Origin of the sequence: Micromonospora sp. NPDC049301 (assembly GCF_040678715.1) — a bacterium.
GTDB lineage: Bacteria > Actinomycetota > Actinomycetes > Mycobacteriales > Micromonosporaceae > Micromonospora.
The window spans coordinates 1-19,217 of the sequence record NZ_JBFAQO010000011.1 but is presented as its reverse complement, the minus strand read 5'-3'; the positions used below and the strand labels follow the sequence as shown (position 1 = coordinate 19,217).

At 72.4% G+C, this 19,217-nt stretch carries 16 protein-coding genes; 8 read left to right on the top strand and 8 right to left on the bottom strand.

The window, feature by feature from the left end; genetic code table 11:
• Positions 1-47: 47 nt before the first annotated feature.
• From AB0K07_RS26610 to AB0K07_RS26595, 4 genes are all read left to right on the top strand, one after another.
• Positions 48-608: a peroxiredoxin gene (locus AB0K07_RS26610; protein WP_363758887.1), complete on the top strand. Its 561-nt coding sequence runs from the start codon at positions 48-50 to the stop codon at positions 606-608.
• Between the two features lie 2 nt (positions 609-610).
• The gene (locus AB0K07_RS26605; protein WP_363758884.1) at positions 611-1,141 is read left to right on the top strand and encodes a carboxymuconolactone decarboxylase family protein; all 531 of its coding nucleotides are present in this window, start codon (positions 611-613) and stop codon (positions 1,139-1,141) included.
• A 138-nt stretch (positions 1,142-1,279) separates the two neighbouring features.
• Positions 1,280-1,738 (top strand): PRC-barrel domain containing protein, encoded by a 459-nt coding sequence (locus AB0K07_RS26600; RefSeq protein ID WP_363758881.1) that lies wholly within the window; start codon positions 1,280-1,282, stop codon positions 1,736-1,738.
• 55 nt (positions 1,739-1,793) lie between these two features.
• Positions 1,794-2,534: a tyrosine-protein phosphatase gene (locus AB0K07_RS26595; protein ID WP_363758878.1), complete on the top strand. Its 741-nt coding sequence runs from the start codon at positions 1,794-1,796 to the stop codon at positions 2,532-2,534.
• Positions 2,535-2,617: 83 nt separating this feature from the next.
• Here AB0K07_RS26595 and AB0K07_RS26590 read toward each other — a convergent pair whose 3' ends face one another.
• Positions 2,618-3,715, bottom strand: a complete 1,098-nt coding sequence (locus AB0K07_RS26590; RefSeq protein WP_363758875.1) for a branched-chain amino acid aminotransferase — start codon at positions 3,713-3,715, stop codon at positions 2,618-2,620.
• Positions 3,716-3,880: 165 nt separating this feature from the next.
• Positions 3,881-4,912 carry a 3-isopropylmalate dehydrogenase gene (locus AB0K07_RS26585; RefSeq protein WP_363758872.1) on the bottom strand — a complete coding sequence of 344 codons (1,032 nt, stop codon included), beginning with the start codon at positions 4,910-4,912 and terminating at the stop codon, positions 3,881-3,883.
• Between the two features lie 226 nt (positions 4,913-5,138).
• On the opposite strand from AB0K07_RS26585, the gene AB0K07_RS26580 reads away from it, so the two are divergent.
• A complete protein-coding gene (locus AB0K07_RS26580) occupies positions 5,139-5,981 on the top strand; it encodes an FAD:protein FMN transferase (RefSeq protein WP_363758869.1) in 843 nt (280 codons plus the stop codon).
• Between the two features lie 383 nt (positions 5,982-6,364).
• Positions 6,365-6,721 (top strand): hypothetical protein, encoded by a 357-nt coding sequence (locus AB0K07_RS26575; protein WP_363758866.1) that lies wholly within the window; start codon positions 6,365-6,367, stop codon positions 6,719-6,721.
• Between the two features lie 84 nt (positions 6,722-6,805).
• Here the strand turns inward: AB0K07_RS26575 and serA are convergent, their stop codons facing one another.
• The 5 genes from serA to AB0K07_RS26550 form a co-directional block, all read right to left on the bottom strand.
• Positions 6,806-8,404 carry a phosphoglycerate dehydrogenase gene (gene serA / locus AB0K07_RS26570; RefSeq protein ID WP_363758863.1) on the bottom strand — a complete coding sequence of 533 codons (1,599 nt, stop codon included), beginning with the start codon at positions 8,402-8,404 and terminating at the stop codon, positions 6,806-6,808.
• Positions 8,405-8,929: 525 nt separating this feature from the next.
• Entirely contained in the window at positions 8,930-9,943 is a 1,014-nt protein-coding gene (gene ilvC / locus AB0K07_RS26565) for a ketol-acid reductoisomerase (RefSeq protein ID WP_363758860.1), read from the bottom strand.
• Between the two features lie 57 nt (positions 9,944-10,000).
• Positions 10,001-10,516 carry an acetolactate synthase small subunit gene (gene ilvN, locus AB0K07_RS26560; RefSeq protein ID WP_089017348.1) on the bottom strand — a complete coding sequence of 172 codons (516 nt, stop codon included), beginning with the start codon at positions 10,514-10,516 and terminating at the stop codon, positions 10,001-10,003.
• Positions 10,517-10,597: 81 nt separating this feature from the next.
• Positions 10,598-12,478, bottom strand: coding sequence for an acetolactate synthase large subunit (locus AB0K07_RS26555; RefSeq protein ID WP_363758856.1), 1,881 nt, complete (start codon positions 12,476-12,478; stop codon positions 10,598-10,600).
• Between the two features lie 187 nt (positions 12,479-12,665).
• Positions 12,666-15,038: an EAL domain-containing protein gene (locus AB0K07_RS26550; RefSeq protein WP_363758853.1), complete on the bottom strand. Its 2,373-nt coding sequence runs from the start codon at positions 15,036-15,038 to the stop codon at positions 12,666-12,668.
• 111 nt (positions 15,039-15,149) lie between these two features.
• Here AB0K07_RS26550 and ilvD point away from each other — a divergent pair, with 111 nt between their 5' ends.
• Positions 15,150-16,997, top strand: a complete 1,848-nt coding sequence (ilvD, locus tag AB0K07_RS26545) for a dihydroxy-acid dehydratase (RefSeq protein WP_363758850.1) — start codon at positions 15,150-15,152, stop codon at positions 16,995-16,997.
• A gap of 30 nt (positions 16,998-17,027) precedes the next feature.
• Here ilvD and AB0K07_RS26540 read toward each other — a convergent pair whose 3' ends face one another.
• Positions 17,028-18,206, bottom strand: coding sequence for an ROK family transcriptional regulator (locus tag AB0K07_RS26540; protein WP_363758847.1), 1,179 nt, complete (start codon positions 18,204-18,206; stop codon positions 17,028-17,030).
• A gap of 191 nt (positions 18,207-18,397) precedes the next feature.
• Here AB0K07_RS26540 and AB0K07_RS26535 point away from each other — a divergent pair, with 191 nt between their 5' ends.
• Positions 18,398-19,126 (top strand): amino acid ABC transporter ATP-binding protein, encoded by a 729-nt coding sequence (locus AB0K07_RS26535; RefSeq protein WP_363759167.1) that lies wholly within the window; start codon positions 18,398-18,400, stop codon positions 19,124-19,126.
• Positions 19,127-19,217 lie beyond the last annotated feature (91 nt).

Sequence of the window (19,217 nt, the reverse complement as noted above, 5' to 3'; positions counted from 1 at the left end):
GGAACCGATCCAGTTACCGGCCCTCGTGCCGCTCCCAAGGAGGACCCTTGCTCACTGTGGGTGACCGCTTCCCCGAGTACGAACTCACCGCCTGCGTGTCCCTGGACGCCGACAAGGCGTTCGAGACGCTCACCCACAAGTCCCACGAGGGCAAGTGGCGGGTGGTCTTCTTCTGGCCGAAGGACTTCACCTTCATCTGCCCGACGGAGATCGCCGAGTTCGGCCGGCTCAACGGCGAGTTCGCCGACCGGGACGCGCAGGTGCTCGGGGCGTCGGTCGACAACGAGTACGTCCACTACGCGTGGCGCAAGGACCACCCGGACCTGCGGGAGCTGCCGTTCCCGATGCTCAGCGACATCAAGCGCGAGCTGGCCGCCGCCTGTGGCGTGCTCGGCGAGGACGGCGTGGCCCAGCGCGCGACGTTCATCGTCGACCCGAACAACGAGATCCAGTTCGCCATGGTCACCGCCGGCTCGGTCGGCCGCAACGTCTCCGAGGTCCTGCGGGTGCTCGACGCGCTGCAGACCGACGAGCTGTGCCCCTGCAACTGGAACAAGGGCGGCGAGACCCTCGACGCCAACGCCCTCCTCGCCGGCGCCGGGGCCTGACCGTGGGTCTGGACGCGATCAAGGCGGCCCTGCCCGAGTACGCCAAGGACATCAAGCTCAACCTCGGCTCCACCGTCGGCACCTCGACGCTGACCCCGGTGCAGGCCTGGGGCACCGCGCTGGCCTGCGCGGTGGCCGCCCGCAACCCGGTGGTGCTGCGTGAGATCGCCGCCGAGGCGCTCGGACACCTCGGGCCGGAGGGAGTCGAGGCGGCCAAGGGCGCCGCGGCCATCATGGCGATGAACAACGTCTACTACCGGGCCAAGCACCTCATCGGCGACGAGCAGTACGCCTCGATGCCGGCCCGGCTGCGGATGCAGATCATCGCCCGGCCCGGGGTGGACAAGGGCGACTTCGAGCTGTGGTGCCTCGCCGTCTCGGCGATCACCGGCTGCGGGGTCTGCCTGGAGTCGCACGAGAAGGCGCTGCGCGGCAGCGGCTTCACCCGCGAGCAGGTGCACGAGGCGCTGCGGATCTCCGCCGTGGTGCACGCCGCGGCGGTCACCCTGGACGCCGAAGCCGCCCTCGCCTGAGCAGGTACGCCCCGACGGGCCGACGCCGCACCCGCGGCGTCGGCCCGTCGCCGTTTCCGGCCCCCGGCGGCCGGGTAGCTCCTGCGGGGACGCACTCGCCTACGCCGCGATCATCGGCGACAGTCAGGAGTGAACGGCATGGACAGGATCGACCCGCACGCGACGCACGCCGCGCCGGAGCCGCTGCGCGGAGGCGACCAGGGCACCGTGCCCGGCGGCGCGCCGGCCGGCGCCTTCGACCCGTGGCGCTACCGCGACCAGGCCGGGGTGGCCGACTCCGACCTGGTCGGCTACAAGGTCGAGGCCACCGACGGTGGAATCGGCAGGATCGACAGCGCCAGCCACGAGGTGGACGGCAGCTACCTGGTGGTGGACACCGGCCCGTGGATCTTCGGCAAGAAGGTCATGCTGCCGGCCGGCACGGTCAACCAGGTCGACCACGACCAGCGCACCGTCTCCGTGGACCGGACCCGCGACCAGATCAAGGCCGCCCCGGAGTACGACGAGACCAGCCACAGCGACCCGGCGTACCGGGACCAGCTGGGCGGCTACTACGACGAGACGTACGGCGCGCTCCCACCCGGCACCGCGCGGTAGACGATCGGACCGACGGCCGGTGGGATGCTGTCCCACCGGCCGTTACCGTGTGAGCGTGGACGCCATCGAAGACGATCGACACATCTCACTACCCGCGACCTTCAACTTCCGTGACGTCGGTGGCTACCCCGGCCACGACGGTCGCACCGTGCGCCGGGGGCGGCTCTACCGCTCCGACTCCCTGCACCGCCTCGACGAGCAGGATCGGGACGCGTTCGCCGCGCTCGGCATCCGTACCGTCATCGACCTGCGCCGCCCGGCCGAGGTGGCCCGGGACGGCCGGGTCCCGGCGTACCAGGGGCTCACCTACCGGCACATCCACCCCGAGCACGCGGACTGGGCCGCGCAGCGGTACGAGGAGGGCGTCAGTCTGGCCCGCTATCTCGCGGACCTGTACGCCGGCCTGGCGCAGACCGGCACGGCCGGGTTGGCCGAGGCGATCGGGCTGATCGCGGACTCCGCGAACGCCCCGGTGGTGGTGCACTGCGTCGCCGGCAAGGACCGCACCGGCATCGTCTGCGCGTTGGTCCTCGCCGTGCTCGGCGTCGACGACGCGGACATCGTCGCGGACTACGCGCTCAGCACCGAGGCGTCGGCCCGGTTCAGCGCCTGGCTGGCGGCCACGAACCCGGCTGGGGTGGACGTGCCGGCGCCGTTCCTGGCCTCGCCCGCCGAGGCGATGGAGATCTTCCTCGCCGAGCTGCGCGAGGGTCACGGCTCGGTCGAGGGGTACCTGCGCCACGCCGGGGTGACCGACGAACAGCTCGCCGCCCTCCGCCACCACCTGCTGGACTGACCCGTCGGGGCGATGCCTCAGGGTCACCGCGGTGACCCTGAGGCATCGCGCCCGGACGGAAGCGCACCACCCGTGCCGGCGCGTCAGATGACCCGGTGCACCCAGCCCTGCGGGTCGGCGGCCTTGCCGCGCTGGATGTCGACCAGCTGCTGGCGCAGTGCCATGGTGACCCGGCCCGGCTCACCGCCGCCGATCAGGAACTCGCCGTCGGGGAAGCGGACCCCGCCGATCGGGGTGATCACCGCGGCGGTGCCGCAGGCGAAGACCTCGCGCAGTCGCCCGCTGGCCGCGTCGGCCTGCCAGTCGGCGAAGGTGACCGGCCGCTCCTCGACCCGGTGCCCGGCCGCGCCGGCCAGCGTGAGGACCGCGTCCCGGGTGATGCCCGGCAGGATCGTGCCGGTCAGCGGCGGCGTGACGACCGTGTCGTCGTCGTAGACGAAGAAGACGTTCATGCCGCCCAGCTCGTCGACGAAGCGGCGCTCCACCGCGTCCAGGAAGACCACCTGGTCGCAGCCGGCCTCGATGGCCTCGGCCTGCGCCGCCAGCGACGCGGCGTAGTTGCCGCCGCACTTGGCGGCGCCGGTGCCACCGGGCGCGGCCCGGGTGTAGTCCGGCGAGACCCAGACGGTGACCGGCTTGACCCCGCCGGTGAAGTACGCCCCGACCGGCGACGCGATCACCATGTAGAGGTACTCGTTGGCCGGGCGGACGCCGAGGAAGACCTCGCTGGCGAACATGAACGGTCGCAGGTAGAGGCTGCCGTCCTCGCCGGTCGGGATCCACTCCCGGTCGACCTCGATCAGCTTGTGCAGCGAGTCGATGAAGACCTCGGGCGGCAGCGCCGGCATCGCCATCCGCTGCGCCGAGGCGGCGAACCGGGCGGCGTTGGCGTCCGGCCGGAACATCGTCACTCCGTCGTCGGCGGTCCGGTACGCCTTCAGCCCCTCGAAGATCTCCTGCGCGTAGTGCAGCACCGCGCTGGCCGGGTCCATCGGGATCGGCCCGCGCGCCTCCACCCGGGCGTCGTACCAGCCCTTGCCGTCGGCGTACCGGACGGTGACCATGTGGTCGGTGAAGACCCGGCCGAACCCGGGGTTGGCCAGCAGGGCGACCCGGTCGGCGGCGGATACCGGCGCGGGATTCGGACGGATCTCGAATTCGAGCTTGTCACCACCGCTCATCGCGCTGACCTCCCTGCGGGACAACGGCATGCGGGATCGCACACCGACATGGCTGTGCCAGAAACTTACCCCGAACGGTCGTTCAGCGGGTAGCGCCGCTCGGGGCATGGACAACCCCCGATGGCCCTCGCCGGACCGACCGCCCCGGCCGTCGGCCGGGGCGGGTCAGGCTACGGCGTGGGTGGCGAGCCGGTCGCCGACCTCGGCGGTACGCAGCGCCACGCCCGGAGTCCGGCCGGCAAGCTCGGCGGCGACCGCCGCGTTGACCCGCGCCGCGGCCTCGGCGTGCCCGAGCTGCTCCAGCAGCAGCGCGGCCGAGAGCACCGCGGCGACCGGGTCGGCGATGCCCTGCCCGGCGATGTCCGGCGCCGAGCCGTGCACCGGCTCGAACATCGAGGGGTACGCGCCCTCGGGGTTGATGCAGCCGCTGGCGGCCAAGCCGATCCCGCCGGTGACCGCGGCGGCGATGTCGGTGAGGATGTCGCCGAACAGGTTGTCGGTGACCACCACGTCGTACCGCTGCGGCTGGGTGACCAGGAACATCGCGGCCGCGTCGACGTGCTGGTACTCGGTGTCGACGTCCGGGTGCTCGGCGGCGACGGCGTCGAAGGTGCGCGCCCAGAGCGACCCGGCGTGGGTCAGCACGTTGGTCTTGTGCACCAGGGTGACCTTGCGCCGCTCCCGGCGGCCGGCCCGGGCGAACGCGTCGCGGATCACGCGCTCCACGCCGTGGCGGGTGTTCAGGCTCTCCTCGGTGGCGACCTCGGCGGGGGTGTCCCGGTGCAGCGAACCGCCGGCGCCGGCGTAGAGCCCCTCGGTGCCCTCACGCACCACCACGAGGTCGACCTCGCCCGGCTTCACGTTGCCCAACGGGCCGGCGACACCGGGCCAGAGCCGGGACGGGCGCAGGTTGACGTACTGGTCGAAGGCGAAGCGGAGCTTGAGCAGCAGGCCCCGCTCCAGCACTCCCGGCGGAACCGTCGGGTCACCGACCGCGCCGAGCAGGATCGCGTCGTGGCCGGCCAGCTCGGCCAGCACCGAGTCGGGCAGGACCTCTCCGGTACGGTGCCAACGGGCCGCACCGAGGTCGTACTCGGTGGCCTGGATGCCGGGCAGCACGGCGTCGAGGACCTTGCGGGCCTGCGCGACCACCTCGGGCCCGATGCCGTCCCCGGCCACCACCGCGATCCGCGCCACGCCCGCACTCCTCTGTTCGCCTGCACCGTCGCCGCAACGGTACGTCTCCGTCCCGCCTCCCGGTACGCAGCTTCCACGATCTGGGAAATGCCGATACACAGGACCCTCTCAGGCGGGACTCATGTGGCGGTCATCTCCGCTGCCTACGGTGGGGGCAGCGAGTCACGGGGGCCCGTGACCCGGGGTCGCCGACGACGCGACTGAAGACTGCGAGGGGGCAGGCGTCATGCGCATCGACGAGCAGCCGCGGACCCGCTGGCCCGATCCGGCGGCCTTCCGGAACCGCCGGCCGGACCTCCGGCTCGGAAGCCGCCGGCACCGGATCGACCCGGCGGCCGCCAGCCAGGGACGGATCGCGGTGCAGCACACCGTGCGCACCCCGACCGCCGAGTACACCCTGCTGCTCAACGCACCGGAGTGGCTCGGCCGCCGGGGCGTCGGCGAGGCCCTGCGGGACAGCGTCGCGGAGCTGCGCGCCATCGACCTCACCTACGGGCCGAACCGGCCGGAGAGCCTCGTCTCCATGCTGCGCCGGGGCGAGATCAGTCCCGACTCGTACCCCCCGCTGGCCGACCTGGTGGACCGCTGCACCGCGATGCGCGCCGCCACCGACGGATGGTTCGACGCCTGGGCCGTGCCCGGCGGCTTCGACCCGGGTGGCCTGCTCGGCGGCTGGGCGGTGGAGCGCGCCGCCGCCCGCCTGCGCGCCGCGGGCATCCACGACTACGCCGTGCTCACCGGCGCCGACCTGGTGGTCCGCGGCCGTGCGCCGCACGGCGGGCCGTGGCGGGTGGCGGTGCACCACCCGACCACACCCGAACGCGCGCCGCTGGTGCTGGAGATGACCGCCGGCGCGGTCGGCACGTCCGGGGTCACCGGACGACAGGGGCACGTGGTGGACCCGCACACCGGCGAGCCGGCGAACCAACTTGTCGCCGCCACGGTCGTCGGCCCCGACCTGACGGTCGCCGACGCCTACGCCACCGCGCTCTACGCCGCCGGCACCACCGGTCTCGCCTGGTTCCGTGCCGGCTCCGAGTACCGCGCGCTCTTCGCCCACCGGCGCTGACCGGGACGTCGCCGCACCGAGCCCGTCTCCCCATGGTGCTCCGGCCCGATTTCGCACCTCGGCCGCCCCTCGGGCAGCCGGTCGGGCTGCGATCGGCCCCCACGGTCTCGGCAACGGCCGTGGGGGCCGGTCAGCGACGAGTGCGCGTGGCTCGCACAATCGAGGGGTGCGGACCGGTCGGGCCGGACGTCGACCGCGCCACCCGAAGACGGGCCGACGCCGCGAACTCGGCCAGTGACCGCAGTCGGTACGCTAGCGAATCGACGCAACTCAACGCAAGAGTCTCCACAGCGGACCGTCGCGGCCGGAGCGTGGCAGATCAGTGATTGGCCTGCGGCGAGGCAGTTTCGACATGGTGAACGACGGATGGCACGCTGTCCGCCGTGAGTTTCGATCTGAGTGTGTGGGCCCTGGAGGACGGGGCGACGCCCGAGGACGTACGGGCCGCGGTCGAGGGTTGCCGGCAGGGGCGGCACGTGGACCGTTACCCGGACCCGCGGGTGGTCGCCTTCTATCGGGCGATCACCGCCTCCTACCCGGACCGGCACCCCGGCCCGGACAGCCCGTGGGCCGCGGCGCCACTGCATGCCGCCCACGACCATGTCGAGCTGAACCTGCACCCGACCTGCGCGGACCAGGTGCTGCTGGACATCGAGCGGCTGGCCGGCGAGCACGGGCTGATGCTCTTCGACCCGCAGGACGGCTCGGTCTACCCTCCCCCGGCCCGACTGCCCGGCTGACCAGGCCGGGCGGCAGGACACCCGAGCCCGGGGTACGACAGAGGGGCCCAGCGGAACGCCGGGCCCCCCGTTGCGCTGCCGTGACTACTCGTCGCGCAGATCCGCCGCGCTGGCCGCCGTCGCGCCGATCGAGTCGGCCGCCGAGGTGAGCAGGTCGGCGCCGAGCGCCTGGTCGACGGTGAGGGTCATCAGCGTCTCGCCACCCGCCTCGCGCCGGGCCACCTGCATCGCGGCGATGTTGATGCCCGACTCGCCGAGCAGGGTGCCGACGGTGCCGACGACGCCGGGCCGGTCGGCGTAGCGCAGGAAGAGCAGGATGCCCTCCGCGCCGATCTCCACGTCGAAGCCGTCCACCTCGGTCAGCTTCAGCACGTCCCGGGCGCCGGAGTGGGTGACCGTGCCGGAGACGCTGACCGTCCGGCCGTCCGGCAGGGCGCCGCGCACCGTGACCAGGGTGGGCTGCTCCGCCGTCTCGGCCAGGCTGGCCAGGGTGACCTCGACACCACGCTCGGCGGCCAGGTGCGGGGCGTTGACGTAGGTGACCTGCTCCTCGACGACCGAGCTGAACAGGCCCTTGGTGGCGGCGAGCTTGAGCACCGACACGTCGTGGCTGACGATCTCGCCACGGACCTCGACCGTGACGCTGGCGGCGACCCCGCCGGCGACCGCGGTGAACGCGCGACCGAGCTTCTCGGCCAGCGGGAGCAGCGGCCGGACGTCCTCGGCGACGACGCCACCGGCCTGCACGTTGACCGCGTCCGGGACGAACTCGCCCTGCAACGCCAGCTTCACGCTCCTGGCCACCGCCAGGCCGGCCTTGTCCTGCGCCTCGTGCGTGGAGGCGCCCAGGTGCGGGGTGGCCACCACGTTGTCGAAGGCGAACAGCGGCGAGGAGGTGCAGGGCTCCTTGGAGTACACGTCGACGCCCGCGCCGGCCACCCGGCCCTCGGCGATCGCGTCCGCGAGCGCCTGCTCGTCGACCAGACCACCGCGGGCGGCGTTGACGATGCGCACGCCCGGCTTGACGATCGCCAGCTCCTTCTCACCGATCAGGCCCACCGTCTCGGGGGTCTTCGGGAGGTGGATGGAGATGAAGTCGCTCTCCCGCAGCAGCTCCTCCAGCCCGACCAGGCGTACGCCGAGCTGCGCCGCCCGGGCCGGCTGGATGTACGGGTCGTACGCGATCAGCCGAGTGCCGAACGCGGCGATCCGCTGCGCGAACAGCACCCCGATGCGGCCGAGCCCGACCACGCCGACGGTCTTGCCCTGCACCTCGACACCCGTGTACTTCGACCGCTTCCACTCCCCCGCCTTGAGCGCGGCGCTGGCGCTCGCGGTGTTGCGGGCCACGGCGAGCAGCAGCGCGACGGCCTGCTCCGCGGCGGAGACGATGTTCGAGGTGGGCGCGTTGACGACCATGACGCCCCGCGCGGTGGCGGCCGGCACCTCGACGTTGTCCAGCCCGACGCCCGCCCGGGCGACCACCTTGAGCCGCGGCGCGGCGGCGATCGCCTCAGCGTCGATCTGGGTCGCGCTGCGCACGATGACGGCGTCGGCCTCGGAGAGCGCCGAGAGCAGGGCCGGACGGTCGGTGCCGTCGACATGACGGACGTCGAAGTCGTGGGCGAGCACCTCGATGGCGGCGGGGGCGAGTTCTTCGGCGATCAGTACGACAGGATTCATCGGTCCTCGTAGAGGTCGTGTTTGCGATCGGCGCGGGCGGCAGGGCGCCGCACTGCGCCCTGCGCTGATCCGTGCCGTGGCCGTCAGGTGCGGGCTGCGCACCTACCCGCGATCGTAGGGGCCGCGCTGGTCGGCATGTTCCGGTCTCCGGGGTGAGGGCCCTCACAGGACGGGTCGGACGCCGGACATCACCTGTTCACCCGACTGTCATCGTCGCCCACGCCCCACGGCGCCGCCGGCCGCGCACCCGCTACCGGGCCCGCCCCCACCTGCTGCCGGCCGGCGGGTTGCACACTTCTGACCGCGATACCTGTGAGTCATAGATATGACTCACAGGTATCAGGCTCAACAGACATGTCGCCGGCGGCCGACGCCGCCGGCTCGGCCGATCCAAGTCGATCTCTGCCCCGTCGGCGGAGACTGGCCGAGGCGTTGGTCACCCGGTCCCAGCAGGTGAGCATCGACGAGATGGACGCGGGGACCGTCCGGCCGCGTCTGGACGGTCGGACGATCCCCGCGGCGACGTCAGGCGGTCTCGGTGATCGGGCGGTCGACCCAGCTCATCATGCCGCGCAGCTTCCGGCCGGTCTCCTCGATCGGGTGCGCCGCACCCTCGGCCTGCCACTTGGTGAAGTTGGGCCGGCCCGCCTCGTCCTCGGCGACCCACTCACGGGCGAACTCGCCGGACTGGATCTCCCCGAGGATCTTGCGCATCTCGTCCTTGACCCGGGAGTCGATCACCCGCGGGCCGCGGGAGAGGTCGCCGTACTCGGCGGTGTCGGAGATGCTGTACCGCATCTTCGCGATGCCGCCCTCGTACATGAGGTCGACGATCAGCTTCAGCTCGTGCAGGCACTCGAAGTAGGCCACCTCGGGGGCGTAGCCCGCCTCGGTGAGCACCTCGAAACCGGTCTGCACCAGCGCCGCCGCGCCGCCGCAGAGCACCGCCTGCTCGCCGAAGAGGTCGGTCTCGGTCTCCTCGGTGAAGGTGGTCCTGATCGCGCCGGCGCGGGTGCCGCCGATCCCCTTCGCGTACGCGAGGGCGAGCGCGAGCGCGTTGCCGCTGGCGTCCTGCTCGACGGCGACCAGGCAGGGCACGCCCTTGCCGTCGGCGTACTGGCGGCGGACCAGGTGGCCGGGGCCCTTCGGGGCGACCATCGCCACGTCCACCTCGGCCGGCGGCTTGATGAGGCCGTACCGGATGTTGAAGCCGTGGCCGAAGAAGATCGCCTTGCCCGGGGCGAGGTGCGGGGCGATCGACTCGGTGTAGAGGGCGCGCTGGGCGGTGTCCGGCGCGAGCACCATGATGACATCGGCCTCGGCGGCGGCCTGCGCCGGCGTGACGACCCGCAGGCCCTGCTCCTCGGCCTTGGGACGGCTCTTCGAGCCCTCCGGCAGACCGATCACCACGTCGACGCCGGAGTCGCGCAGCGACAGCGCGTGGGCGTGGCCCTGGCTGCCGTAGCCGATCACCGCGACCTTCTTGGCCTGGATCAGGCCGAGGTCGGCATCGTCGTCGTAGTACACCTCAACGCTCATGAGACTTTCCCTTTCGTACGACGGCCCGAGCGGCCCGTCGTGGTCTGTGCGGATGGGTCAGGCGGCCCGCAGCGCGGGACCGGCGGTGATCGAACGCGAGCCGCGCCCGATCGCCACCAGCCCGGACTGGACCATTTCCTTGATGCCGAAGGGCTCGAGGTCGCGCAGCAGCGCGTCGAGCTTGTCCGGGGTGCCGGTGGCCTCGATGGTCAGCGTGTCCGGTGCCACGTCGACCACCCGGGCGCGGAACAGGTTGACCGTCTCCAGCACCTGGGTCCGTGCGGACCGGTCGGCGCGGACCTTCACCAGCAGCAACTCCCGGGCGACCGAGACCTGCGGATCCAGCTCGACGATCTTGAGTACGTTCACCAGCTTGTTGAGCTGCTTGGTGACCTGTTCCAGCGGGGACGACTCCGCGTTGACCACGATGGTGATCCGGGAGACGTCCGGGTTCTCGGTCTCACCCACCGCGAGGCTGTCGATGTTGAAGCCGCGCCGGGAGAACAGGCCGGAGACCCGGGCGAGCACACCGGGCTTGTTCTCCACGAGCACGGACAGCGTGTGCATGGTCATGCCACGACCTCGCTCCGCTCGGTCGTGCCCTGACCAAGCGCAAGACTGAGCTTGCTGATTCGTTCGCTGTGCTCACTCATGTCAGATGTCATCCTCGTCGAAGACCGGGCGGACGCCGCGGGCGAACATGATCTCGTCGTTGCTGGTGCCGGCGGCGACCATCGGCCAGACCATCGCGTCCTTGCCGACCACGAAGTCGATCACCACCGGGGCGTCGTTGATCTCCATGGCGGCGGCGATGGTCTTGTCGACGTCGTCGGCGTTCTCGCAACGCAGCCCGACGCAGCCCAGCGCCTCGGCGAGCTTCACGAAGTCGGGAATGCGGTGCTTGTGGGTGCCGAGGTCGGTGTTGGAGTAGCGCTCGTTGTAGAACAGGGTCTGCCACTGCCGGACCATGCCGAGATTGCCGTTGTTGATCAGGGCGATCTTGACCGGGATGCCCTCCAGCGCGCAGGTGGCCAGCTCCTGGTTGGTCATCTGGAAGCAGCCGTCACCGTCCACCGCCCAGACCACCGTGTCCGGCCTGCCGACCTTGGCGCCCATCGCCGCCGGCACCGCGTAGCCCATCGTGCCGAGCCCGCCGGAGTTCAACCAGGTGTGCGGCTTCTCGTACGAGATGAACTGCGACGCCCACATCTGGTGCTGGCCCACGCCGGCCACGTAGATCGCGTCCGAGCCGACGATCTCGCCCAGCCGCTTGATCACGTACTGCGGGGAGAGCGTGCCGTCGGCCGGCTCGTCGTAGCCCAGCGGGTAACGGTTGCGCAGGTCGTCCAGCTGCGTCCACCAGTCGCCCAGGTCGCTGTCGTGCCCGGCCGACCGCTCGACGGTCACCGCCGCGATCAGCTCGTCGATGACGTGCCCGGCGTCGCCGACGATCGGCACGTCCGCGTGCCGGTTCTTGCCGATCTCCGCGGGGTCGATGTCGGCGTGCACCACCGTCGCGTCCGGGGCGAACGAGTCCAGCTTGCCGGTGACCCGGTCGTCGAACCGGGCACCCAGCGCGACGATCAGATCCGCCTTCTGCAGGCCGTAGACCGCGGCGACGGTGCCGTGCATGCCGGGCATCCCCAGGTGCTGCGGGTGCGAGTCGGGGAACGCGCCGAGCGCCATCAGCGTGGTGACCACCGGGATCCCGGTCAGCTCGGCCAGCCGGCGCAGCCCGTCGGTGGCACCGGCCTTGAGCACCCCACCACCCACGTAGAGCACCGGCCGGCGGGCGCTCGCCATCAGCCGGGCCGCCTCCCGGATCTGCTTGCCGTGCGGATGCAGCGTGGGCCGGTAACCGGGCAGGTCCAGGGTGGGCGGCCAGGCGAAGGTGGTCGGCGCCTGGAGGACGTCCTTGGGGATGTCGACCAGCACCGGGCCGGGCCGGCCGGTGCTGGCCAGGTGGAACGCCTCGGCCAGCACCCGCGGGATCTCCTCGGGGGTCTGCACCAGGAAGTTGTGCTTGGTGATCGGCAGGGTGATGCCCTGGATGTCCGCCTCCTGGAAGGCGTCGGTGCCGATCGACGGGCGGGCCACCTGACCGGTGATCGCCACCATCGCCACCGAGTCCATGTACGCGTCGGCGATCGGGGTGACCAGGTTGGTCGCGCCCGGGCCGGAGGTGGCCATGCAGACGCCCACCTTGCCGGTGGCCTGCGCGTACCCGGTGGCCGCGTGGCCGGCGCCCTGCTCGTGGCGGACCAGGATGTGCCGGACGGTGGAGTCGTAGAGCGGGTCGTACGCCGGCAGGATCGCGCCGCCCGGAATGCCGAAGACGACGTCGACGCCGAGCGCCTCCAGGGACCGCACGAGCGAACCGGCGCCGGAGACCTGCCCGGGATCGGGTGTCCGTACCGCCGGAACGGCTGGGGTGGCCGCGGCGCGCGCGGCGGGGTCGACGTCGCCGGCCGGCTCGGCGGCCGCGCGGGCGCGCCGGGCGGTGTGGGCGAGGGTCTCGGGCGTGGGTCTCGTCATGGCGGTTCTGGCCTTCGGCTGGAATGGCTGGGGCTTGTCAAGCGAAGCGACGCGGGCGGGGCCCGCCCCGACAGGTTCCGATGGCAATAAAAACGGCCCTCGTGCAGATGCACGGGGCCAGCGCACTCTCGATGAGGGAGAGTGCGCTCAGGTAAGTACTCGCAGCGACCGGTACGACGACATGTGGCTAAGCCTGACGCATCTCACGCGATGAGTCAACTGATCCCACATGTTGGTTAACGGAGCGCGGCGCGTCGGGCGGGGACGCGCCCTCGGCAACCGGGATGACCTGCCCTGACCCGCCCGAGACCCGGCGTGGCGTGGGCAGCTGGGTGGGCCGCGCACCCGGCGAGGTGGCTGCCTCCAGCATCGCCTCCAGGTGCTCGGCCGGCACGCCCCAGCCGAAGAGCGCGCCCTGACCGAACCGGCAACCGGCGGCCACCACCGCGGCCAGCTCGGTGGGCGTGGTGACCCCCTCGGCGATCACCTCCAGCCCGAGCTGGTGGCCCAGTCGCATCACGATGTCGACCATCGGCGCGAACGCCGGACCGTCCGCGCCGACCGGGCGGACCGGCTCGTGCTCGGCGACCAGGCTGTGGTCGATCTTCAGGATGTCGATCGGCAGCCGGCGCAGCTGCCCGAGCGAGGAGTAGCCGGCGCCGAAGTCGTCCAGCGCGATCCGGACGCCGGTCAGCCGCAGCGCGGTCAGCCGGCGGATCAGCTCGTCCAGGTCGGTGGCGACCGCGTGCTCGGTGACCTCCAGCACCAGCCGCTGCGGCGGCACGTGGTGGGCGCGCAGCGCCTCGGCGACCTGCACCACGTACTCCGGGGCGTGCAGCTCGCGCGGGGAGACGTTCACCGAGACCCAGACGTCGTGCCCGTCGGCCAGCCAGCGGGAGAGCTGGTAGCAGGCCTGGTGCAGCACCCAGGCGCCGAGAGTGGCGATCATCCCGCACTCCTCGGCCAGCGGGATGAACTCGTCCGGGCGGACGTTGCCCAGCTCGGGGTGGTGCCACCGGAGCAGCGCCTCGGCGCCGACCGGCCGCACCGACGGCAGCGAGGCCACCGGCTGGAAGGCCAGCCGCAGCTCGTCGCGGTCGATGGCGCCGCGCAGCTCGTGCTCCAGCGTGGTGCGCCGGCGCAGCAGCTGGTCGTACGTGGCGTCGTAGCGCTCGATCCGGTTCTTGCCGCGCTGCTTGGCGTAGCGCAGCGCCAGGTCGGCGTGGCGCAGCAGCAGCTCCACGTCCGGCTCGCCGGCCCACCCGGCCACCCCGATGCTCACCGACAGGAAGACGGGCCCCTCCGGCTGGTCGTACGGCCGGTTGAGCACCCCGAGCAGCCGCTCGGCGACCCGGTCCGCGTCGGCGGGCCGGCCCGCCATGAGCACGGCGAACTCGTCGCCGCCGAGTCGGGCCGCCACGTCGCCGGGGCGCAGGTTGCCGCGCAGCCGCCGGCCCACCTCGGCCAGCACGGCGTCGCCCACGTCGTGGCCGCGCATGTCGTTGACGTTCTTGAAGCCGTCCAGGTCCAGCCCGAGCAGCACGCACGGGGTGCCGGCCGCCGCGCTGTCGTGCAGCGCGCGCAGCAGCCCGCGCCGGTTGGCCAGCGTGGTCAGCGGGTCGGTGTGCGCCAGCTCGCGGAAGTGCGCCTCCCGCTCGGCCAGCCGGCCGGCGTAGTTGCGGACGTCGGAGAGCGTGAGGTACTGCCGGGCCACCAGCGCGAAGCCCTCGACGCTGCCGGCGACGATGCCCGCCGCGGTGAACCGGCCGTCCTGGAGGAGGTGGTACATCGCCGAGGCGGCCATGGCCAGCATCGGGGCGATGGCGTACTCGCCGTCGCGGCCGATCAGATCCAGGTCGACCTGACCCGGCCGGTCGGCGCGGTGCACCGCGAGCGCCACGGTCAGCAGACCGGCGGCGAGCACTGCCGCGCCGGTCAGCGCCATGGACGGCCCGGCCTGGCAGAGCCCGGCGGCGAGACCCAGACCGCCGCAGGTCACCGCGCTGATGCCGGCGCCGAGTGCGGCCAGCCGCCGGCGCGGGGCGGCGGCCCGGAAGACGACGATCACGACGAGCCCGGCGCCGAGGGCGGCGCTCACCGTCGCCACGAGGATCGCCGGACAGGCCACCGGGGTGGCGGCGCCGAGCAGTCGGGTGGGCTCGGAGAAGAGCACCCAGCCGACGAACCACAGCGCGGCGGCCATGATCAACCCGTCCAGGGCGAGCCGGGCGGTCCCCGCCGCGGTGGCGGCCACCCCGGGCAGCCGGAGCAGACCGGCGGCGAAGGCCAGCCCGCTCACCGCCGTGCCGATCGCCACCGCGGTGGCCCACCCGGTGCGCTGCCCCTGCTGGTGCGCCCAGTGCTCGCCCGTGGCGAGCACGGCCGTCACCCCCAGCAGGAGGCTGAGCAGGGCGGCGCCGGCGGCCGCCGCGAGCAGCACGTGCGCCGGACGGCGGGGGCCGGTGCGCCGCCGGGCGACCACGGTCAGCAGTGCGGCGGCGGCAGCTGCGACGAGCCCGCTCAGCGCCGCCACAGCGACCATGCCCGGGGGGAAGTGCACGCATCCAAGAGTGCCGGATGAGCGCTAGTCGTGGGGGACCGGGTGTGCATCTGTTGGGACACGGCCCCCGCTCCGGCCGGCCGGCGCGCCGGCGGTGTCATGCTGGTACGCATGCCTGAGCTGCGGTCGAGGACCTCCACACACGGTCGGACGATGGCCGGCGCCCGGGCCCTCTGGCGGGCCACCGGGATGACCGACGACGATTTCGGCAAGCCGATCGTCGCCATCGCCAACAGTTTCACCCAGTTCGTGCCGGGTCACGTACACCTGAAGGACATGGGCGGCCTGGTCGCCGACGCGGTGGCCGAGGCCGGCGGGGTGGGGCGGGAGTTCAACACCATCGCCGTCGACGACGGCATCGCGATGGGCCACGGCGGCATGCTCTACTCGCTGCCCAGCCGTGAGCTGATCGCCGACGCGGTGGAGTACATGGTCAACGCGCACTGCGCGGACGCCCTGGTCTGCATCTCGAACTGCGACAAGATCACGCCCGGCATGCTGCTGGCCGCGCTGCGGCTCAACATCCCGACCGTCTTCGTCTCCGGCGGCCCGATGGAGGCTGGCAAGACGATGGCGATCGAGGGCGTCGTGCACAGCAAGATCGACCTGATCGACGCGATGATCGCCTCCTCGAACGAGGCGGTGACCGACGAGCAGCTCGGCGAGATCGAGCGCTCCGCCTGCCCCACCTGCGGCTCCTGCTCCGGGATGTTCACCGCCAACTCGATGAACTGCCTCACCGAGGCGATCGGGCTGGCGCTGCCCGGCAACGGCTCGACACTGGCCACCCACGCCGCGCGCCGGTCGCTCTTCGTCGAGGCCGGGCGCACCGTCGTGGAGATCGCCAAGCGCTGGTACGACGGTGACGACGACTCGGTGCTGCCCCGTACGGTCGCTTCCAAGGCCGCGTTCGAGAACGCGGTGGCCCTGGACGTGGCGATGGGCGGCTCCACCAACACGGTGCTGCACCTGCTCGCCGCCGCCCGCGAGGCGGAGCTGGACTTCGGCGTCGCCGACATCGACGCGATCTCCCGGCGGGTGCCGTGCCTGGCCAAGGTCGCACCGAACTCGCCGAATTACCACATGGAGGACGTGCACCGGGCCGGTGGCATCCCGGCGATCCTCGGCGAGCTGGACCGGGCCGGGCAGCTCAACCGGGACGTGCACGCCGTGCACTCCCCCTCGCTGGCACAGTGGCTGACCGACTGGGACGTGCGGGGCGGCTCGCCGACGCCGACGGCGGTCGAGCTGTTCCACGCCGCACCGGGCGGGGTGCGCACCACCGAGCCGTTCTCCACCACCAACCGCTGGTCGTCACTCGACACCGACGCGGCCGGCGGCTGCATCCGCGACCGCGAGCACGCCTACTCCGCCGACGGCGGCCTGGCCATCCTGCACGGCAACCTGGCTCCGGACGGCTGCGTCGTGAAGACCGCCGGTGTCCCGGACGAGTGCCTGACCTTCCACGGCCCGGCGAAGGTCTACGAGTCCCAGGACGACGCCGTGACCGCGATCCTCGCCAAGGAGATCGTCGCGGGCGACGTGGTCGTGATCCGGTACGAGGGCCCCAAGGGCGGCCCCGGCATGCAGGAGATGCTCTACCCCACCTCGTTCCTCAAGGGTCGGGGGCTGGGGCGGTCCTGCGCGCTGCTCACCGACGGCCGCTTCTCCGGCGGCACCTCCGGGCTCTCCATCGGGCACGTCTCCCCGGAGGCGGCCTCCGGCGGGCTGATCGCTCTGGTGCGCGAGGGCGACGAGATCGTCATCGACATCCCGGGCCGGTCCATCGAGCTGAACGTGCCGGCCGACGAGCTGGAGGCGCGACGGGTGGCCGAGGAGAAGCGCGACAGGCCGTACACCCCGACCGACCGCCAGCGGCCGGTGTCGGCGGCACTGCGCGCGTACGCCTCGATGGCCACCTCGGCCAGCGACGGCGCCTACCGCCGCGTCCCGGAGTAGCCCCGGGCGCACGCCGTCTGACCAACGCGGTCAGCTGGCCGCCACGACGTGGTCGATCACCAGGTGGGCGGCGCCCATGATGCCGACGTCCTGGCCGGTGGTGACCCGCTCGATGAGCAGGGTCTGGGTGGCCAGCGGCAGGCACCGCTCGTAGAGGGTGGCCCGCACGCTGGCGAGCAGGGGTTCGCAGTCGGCGAGCCGGCCGCCGATGGCCACCACCTGCGGGTTGAAGAAGTTGACCACCACGGCCAGGATCTCGCCGATGGCCCGCCCGGCCTGCCGGGCGAGCGCGGTGGCCTGCCGGTCGCCGTCGTCGATCAGGCGGATCACGCCGGTCAGGTCGGAGACCGGCACGCCCTGGTCGCGTAGCGCGGTGACCAGGGCGGCGCCGCTGGCCACCGCCTCCAGGCAACCGGCGTTGCCGCAGGTGCACGGTGGCGCCGGGTCGGCGACGACCCGGCAGTGGCTGATGTCCCCGGCCGACCCCTGCGCGCCCCGGTGCAGCCGTCCACCGGAGATCACTCCGGAGCCGATCCCGGTGCCGGCCTTGATGTAGACGGCGTGGTCCAGCTCGGGGTGGGCCGTGCGGTGCGCGCCGAGCGCCATCAGGTTGGCGTCGTTGTCGACGATGACGGGCACCTCGACCCGGTCGGCGCAGAAGGCGGCGACGTCGAACCCGTTCCAGCCGGGCATCCGGGATGGGCTGACGATCCGCCCGGTCGTGTGCTGCACCGGCCCGGGGATGCCGATGCCGATGCCGCGCAGCGCGCCCGCCGCCGACGCGGCGCCGATCACCTCCGGCGCGGCGGCCAGCGCGGCGACCTCGGACAACAGCGCACCGAGCACGACCTCCGGACCGTCCTCGATGGACACCGGCAGGGTGCGGGCCTGGACGACCCGGCCGGAGAGATCCAGCGTGCCGATGCGCGCGTGGTGTGCGCCCAGGTCGATGGCGCCGACCACCGCGCCACCGGTCGGCACGGCGAGCTGGCGCGGCCGTCGGCCTCCGCGCGACCGGCCGGCGCCGGTCTCCTCCAGCAACCCCTGGTTGATCAACGCCTCGACCCGCTGGGAGACCGTCGACGGCGAGAGCCCGGAGAGCCGGGACAGGTCGGCCCGACTGACGGCCGCCCCACTGGCCACCCACCGCAGCAGCTCCCGGGGGCCGCCCCGGAGCAGGGCGTCGCGCGGCGCGTCGTCAATCGTCACGTCAGGTTCTTAGCATCCGCAGTTTGTTCAAGCAACCGGTTGACTTCGTTTGCTGTCTACCTTTAGATGACGCTGTTGCTTCGATCTGAAGCGAACTTGCTTTTGCTCTCGAAGAAAGTAGGCGTGTAGTGGCACCGACGACGGCGTCCGACCTCGCCGGCCGGCCCGGGACGACAGGGCCGGACCGGCCGATGGTGTCGGTCCGTGGCCTGCACAAGTGGTTCGGTCCGCTGCACGTGCTCAAGGACATCGACCTCACGGTGGCCGCCGGCGAGGTGGTCGTCGTGGTGGGGCCGTCCGGCTCCGGCAAGTCGACCCTGTGCCGCTGCCTCAACCGGCTGGAGACGGCCGGGCAGGGCAGCATCGAGGTCGACGGTGAGCCGCTGCCGGCCGAGGGGCGGGCACTGGCCCGGCTGCGCGCCGACGTCGGCATGGTCTTCCAGTCCTTCAACCTCTTCGGGCACAAGACGGTGCTGGACAACATCACCCTCGGCCCGACCCGGGTCCGCCGCGTCTCCCGGGCGGAGGCGCGCCAGCAGGCGATGGCGCTGCTGGAGCGGGTCGGTATCGCCGACAAGGCGGACCACTACCCGGCGCAGCTCTCCGGCGGGCAGCAGCAGCGGGCCGCCATCGCCCGGGCACTTGCCATGCGGCCGAAGGTGCTGCTCTTCGACGAGCCGACGTCGGCCCTCGACCCCGAGATGGTCAACGAGGTGCTCGACGTGATGATCTCCCTCGCCGCCGAGGGAATGACGATGATCGTGGTCACCCACGAGATGGGCTTCGCCCGCCGCGCCGCCGACCGGGTCGTCTTCATGGACGACGGCCGGATCGTCGAGTCCGGCACCCCCGACGACTTCTTCGCAGCCCCTCGCAGCGAGCGGGCCCGCGACTTCCTGTCCAAGATCCTCCAGCACTAGTGCCTCGTCTTTGAACGTTGATCGTGTAATCCGTCGGTTCTGAGGACTCGTCCGGCAGGCTGTCTCTCATCGTTCACGGTGGGAGGTGGTG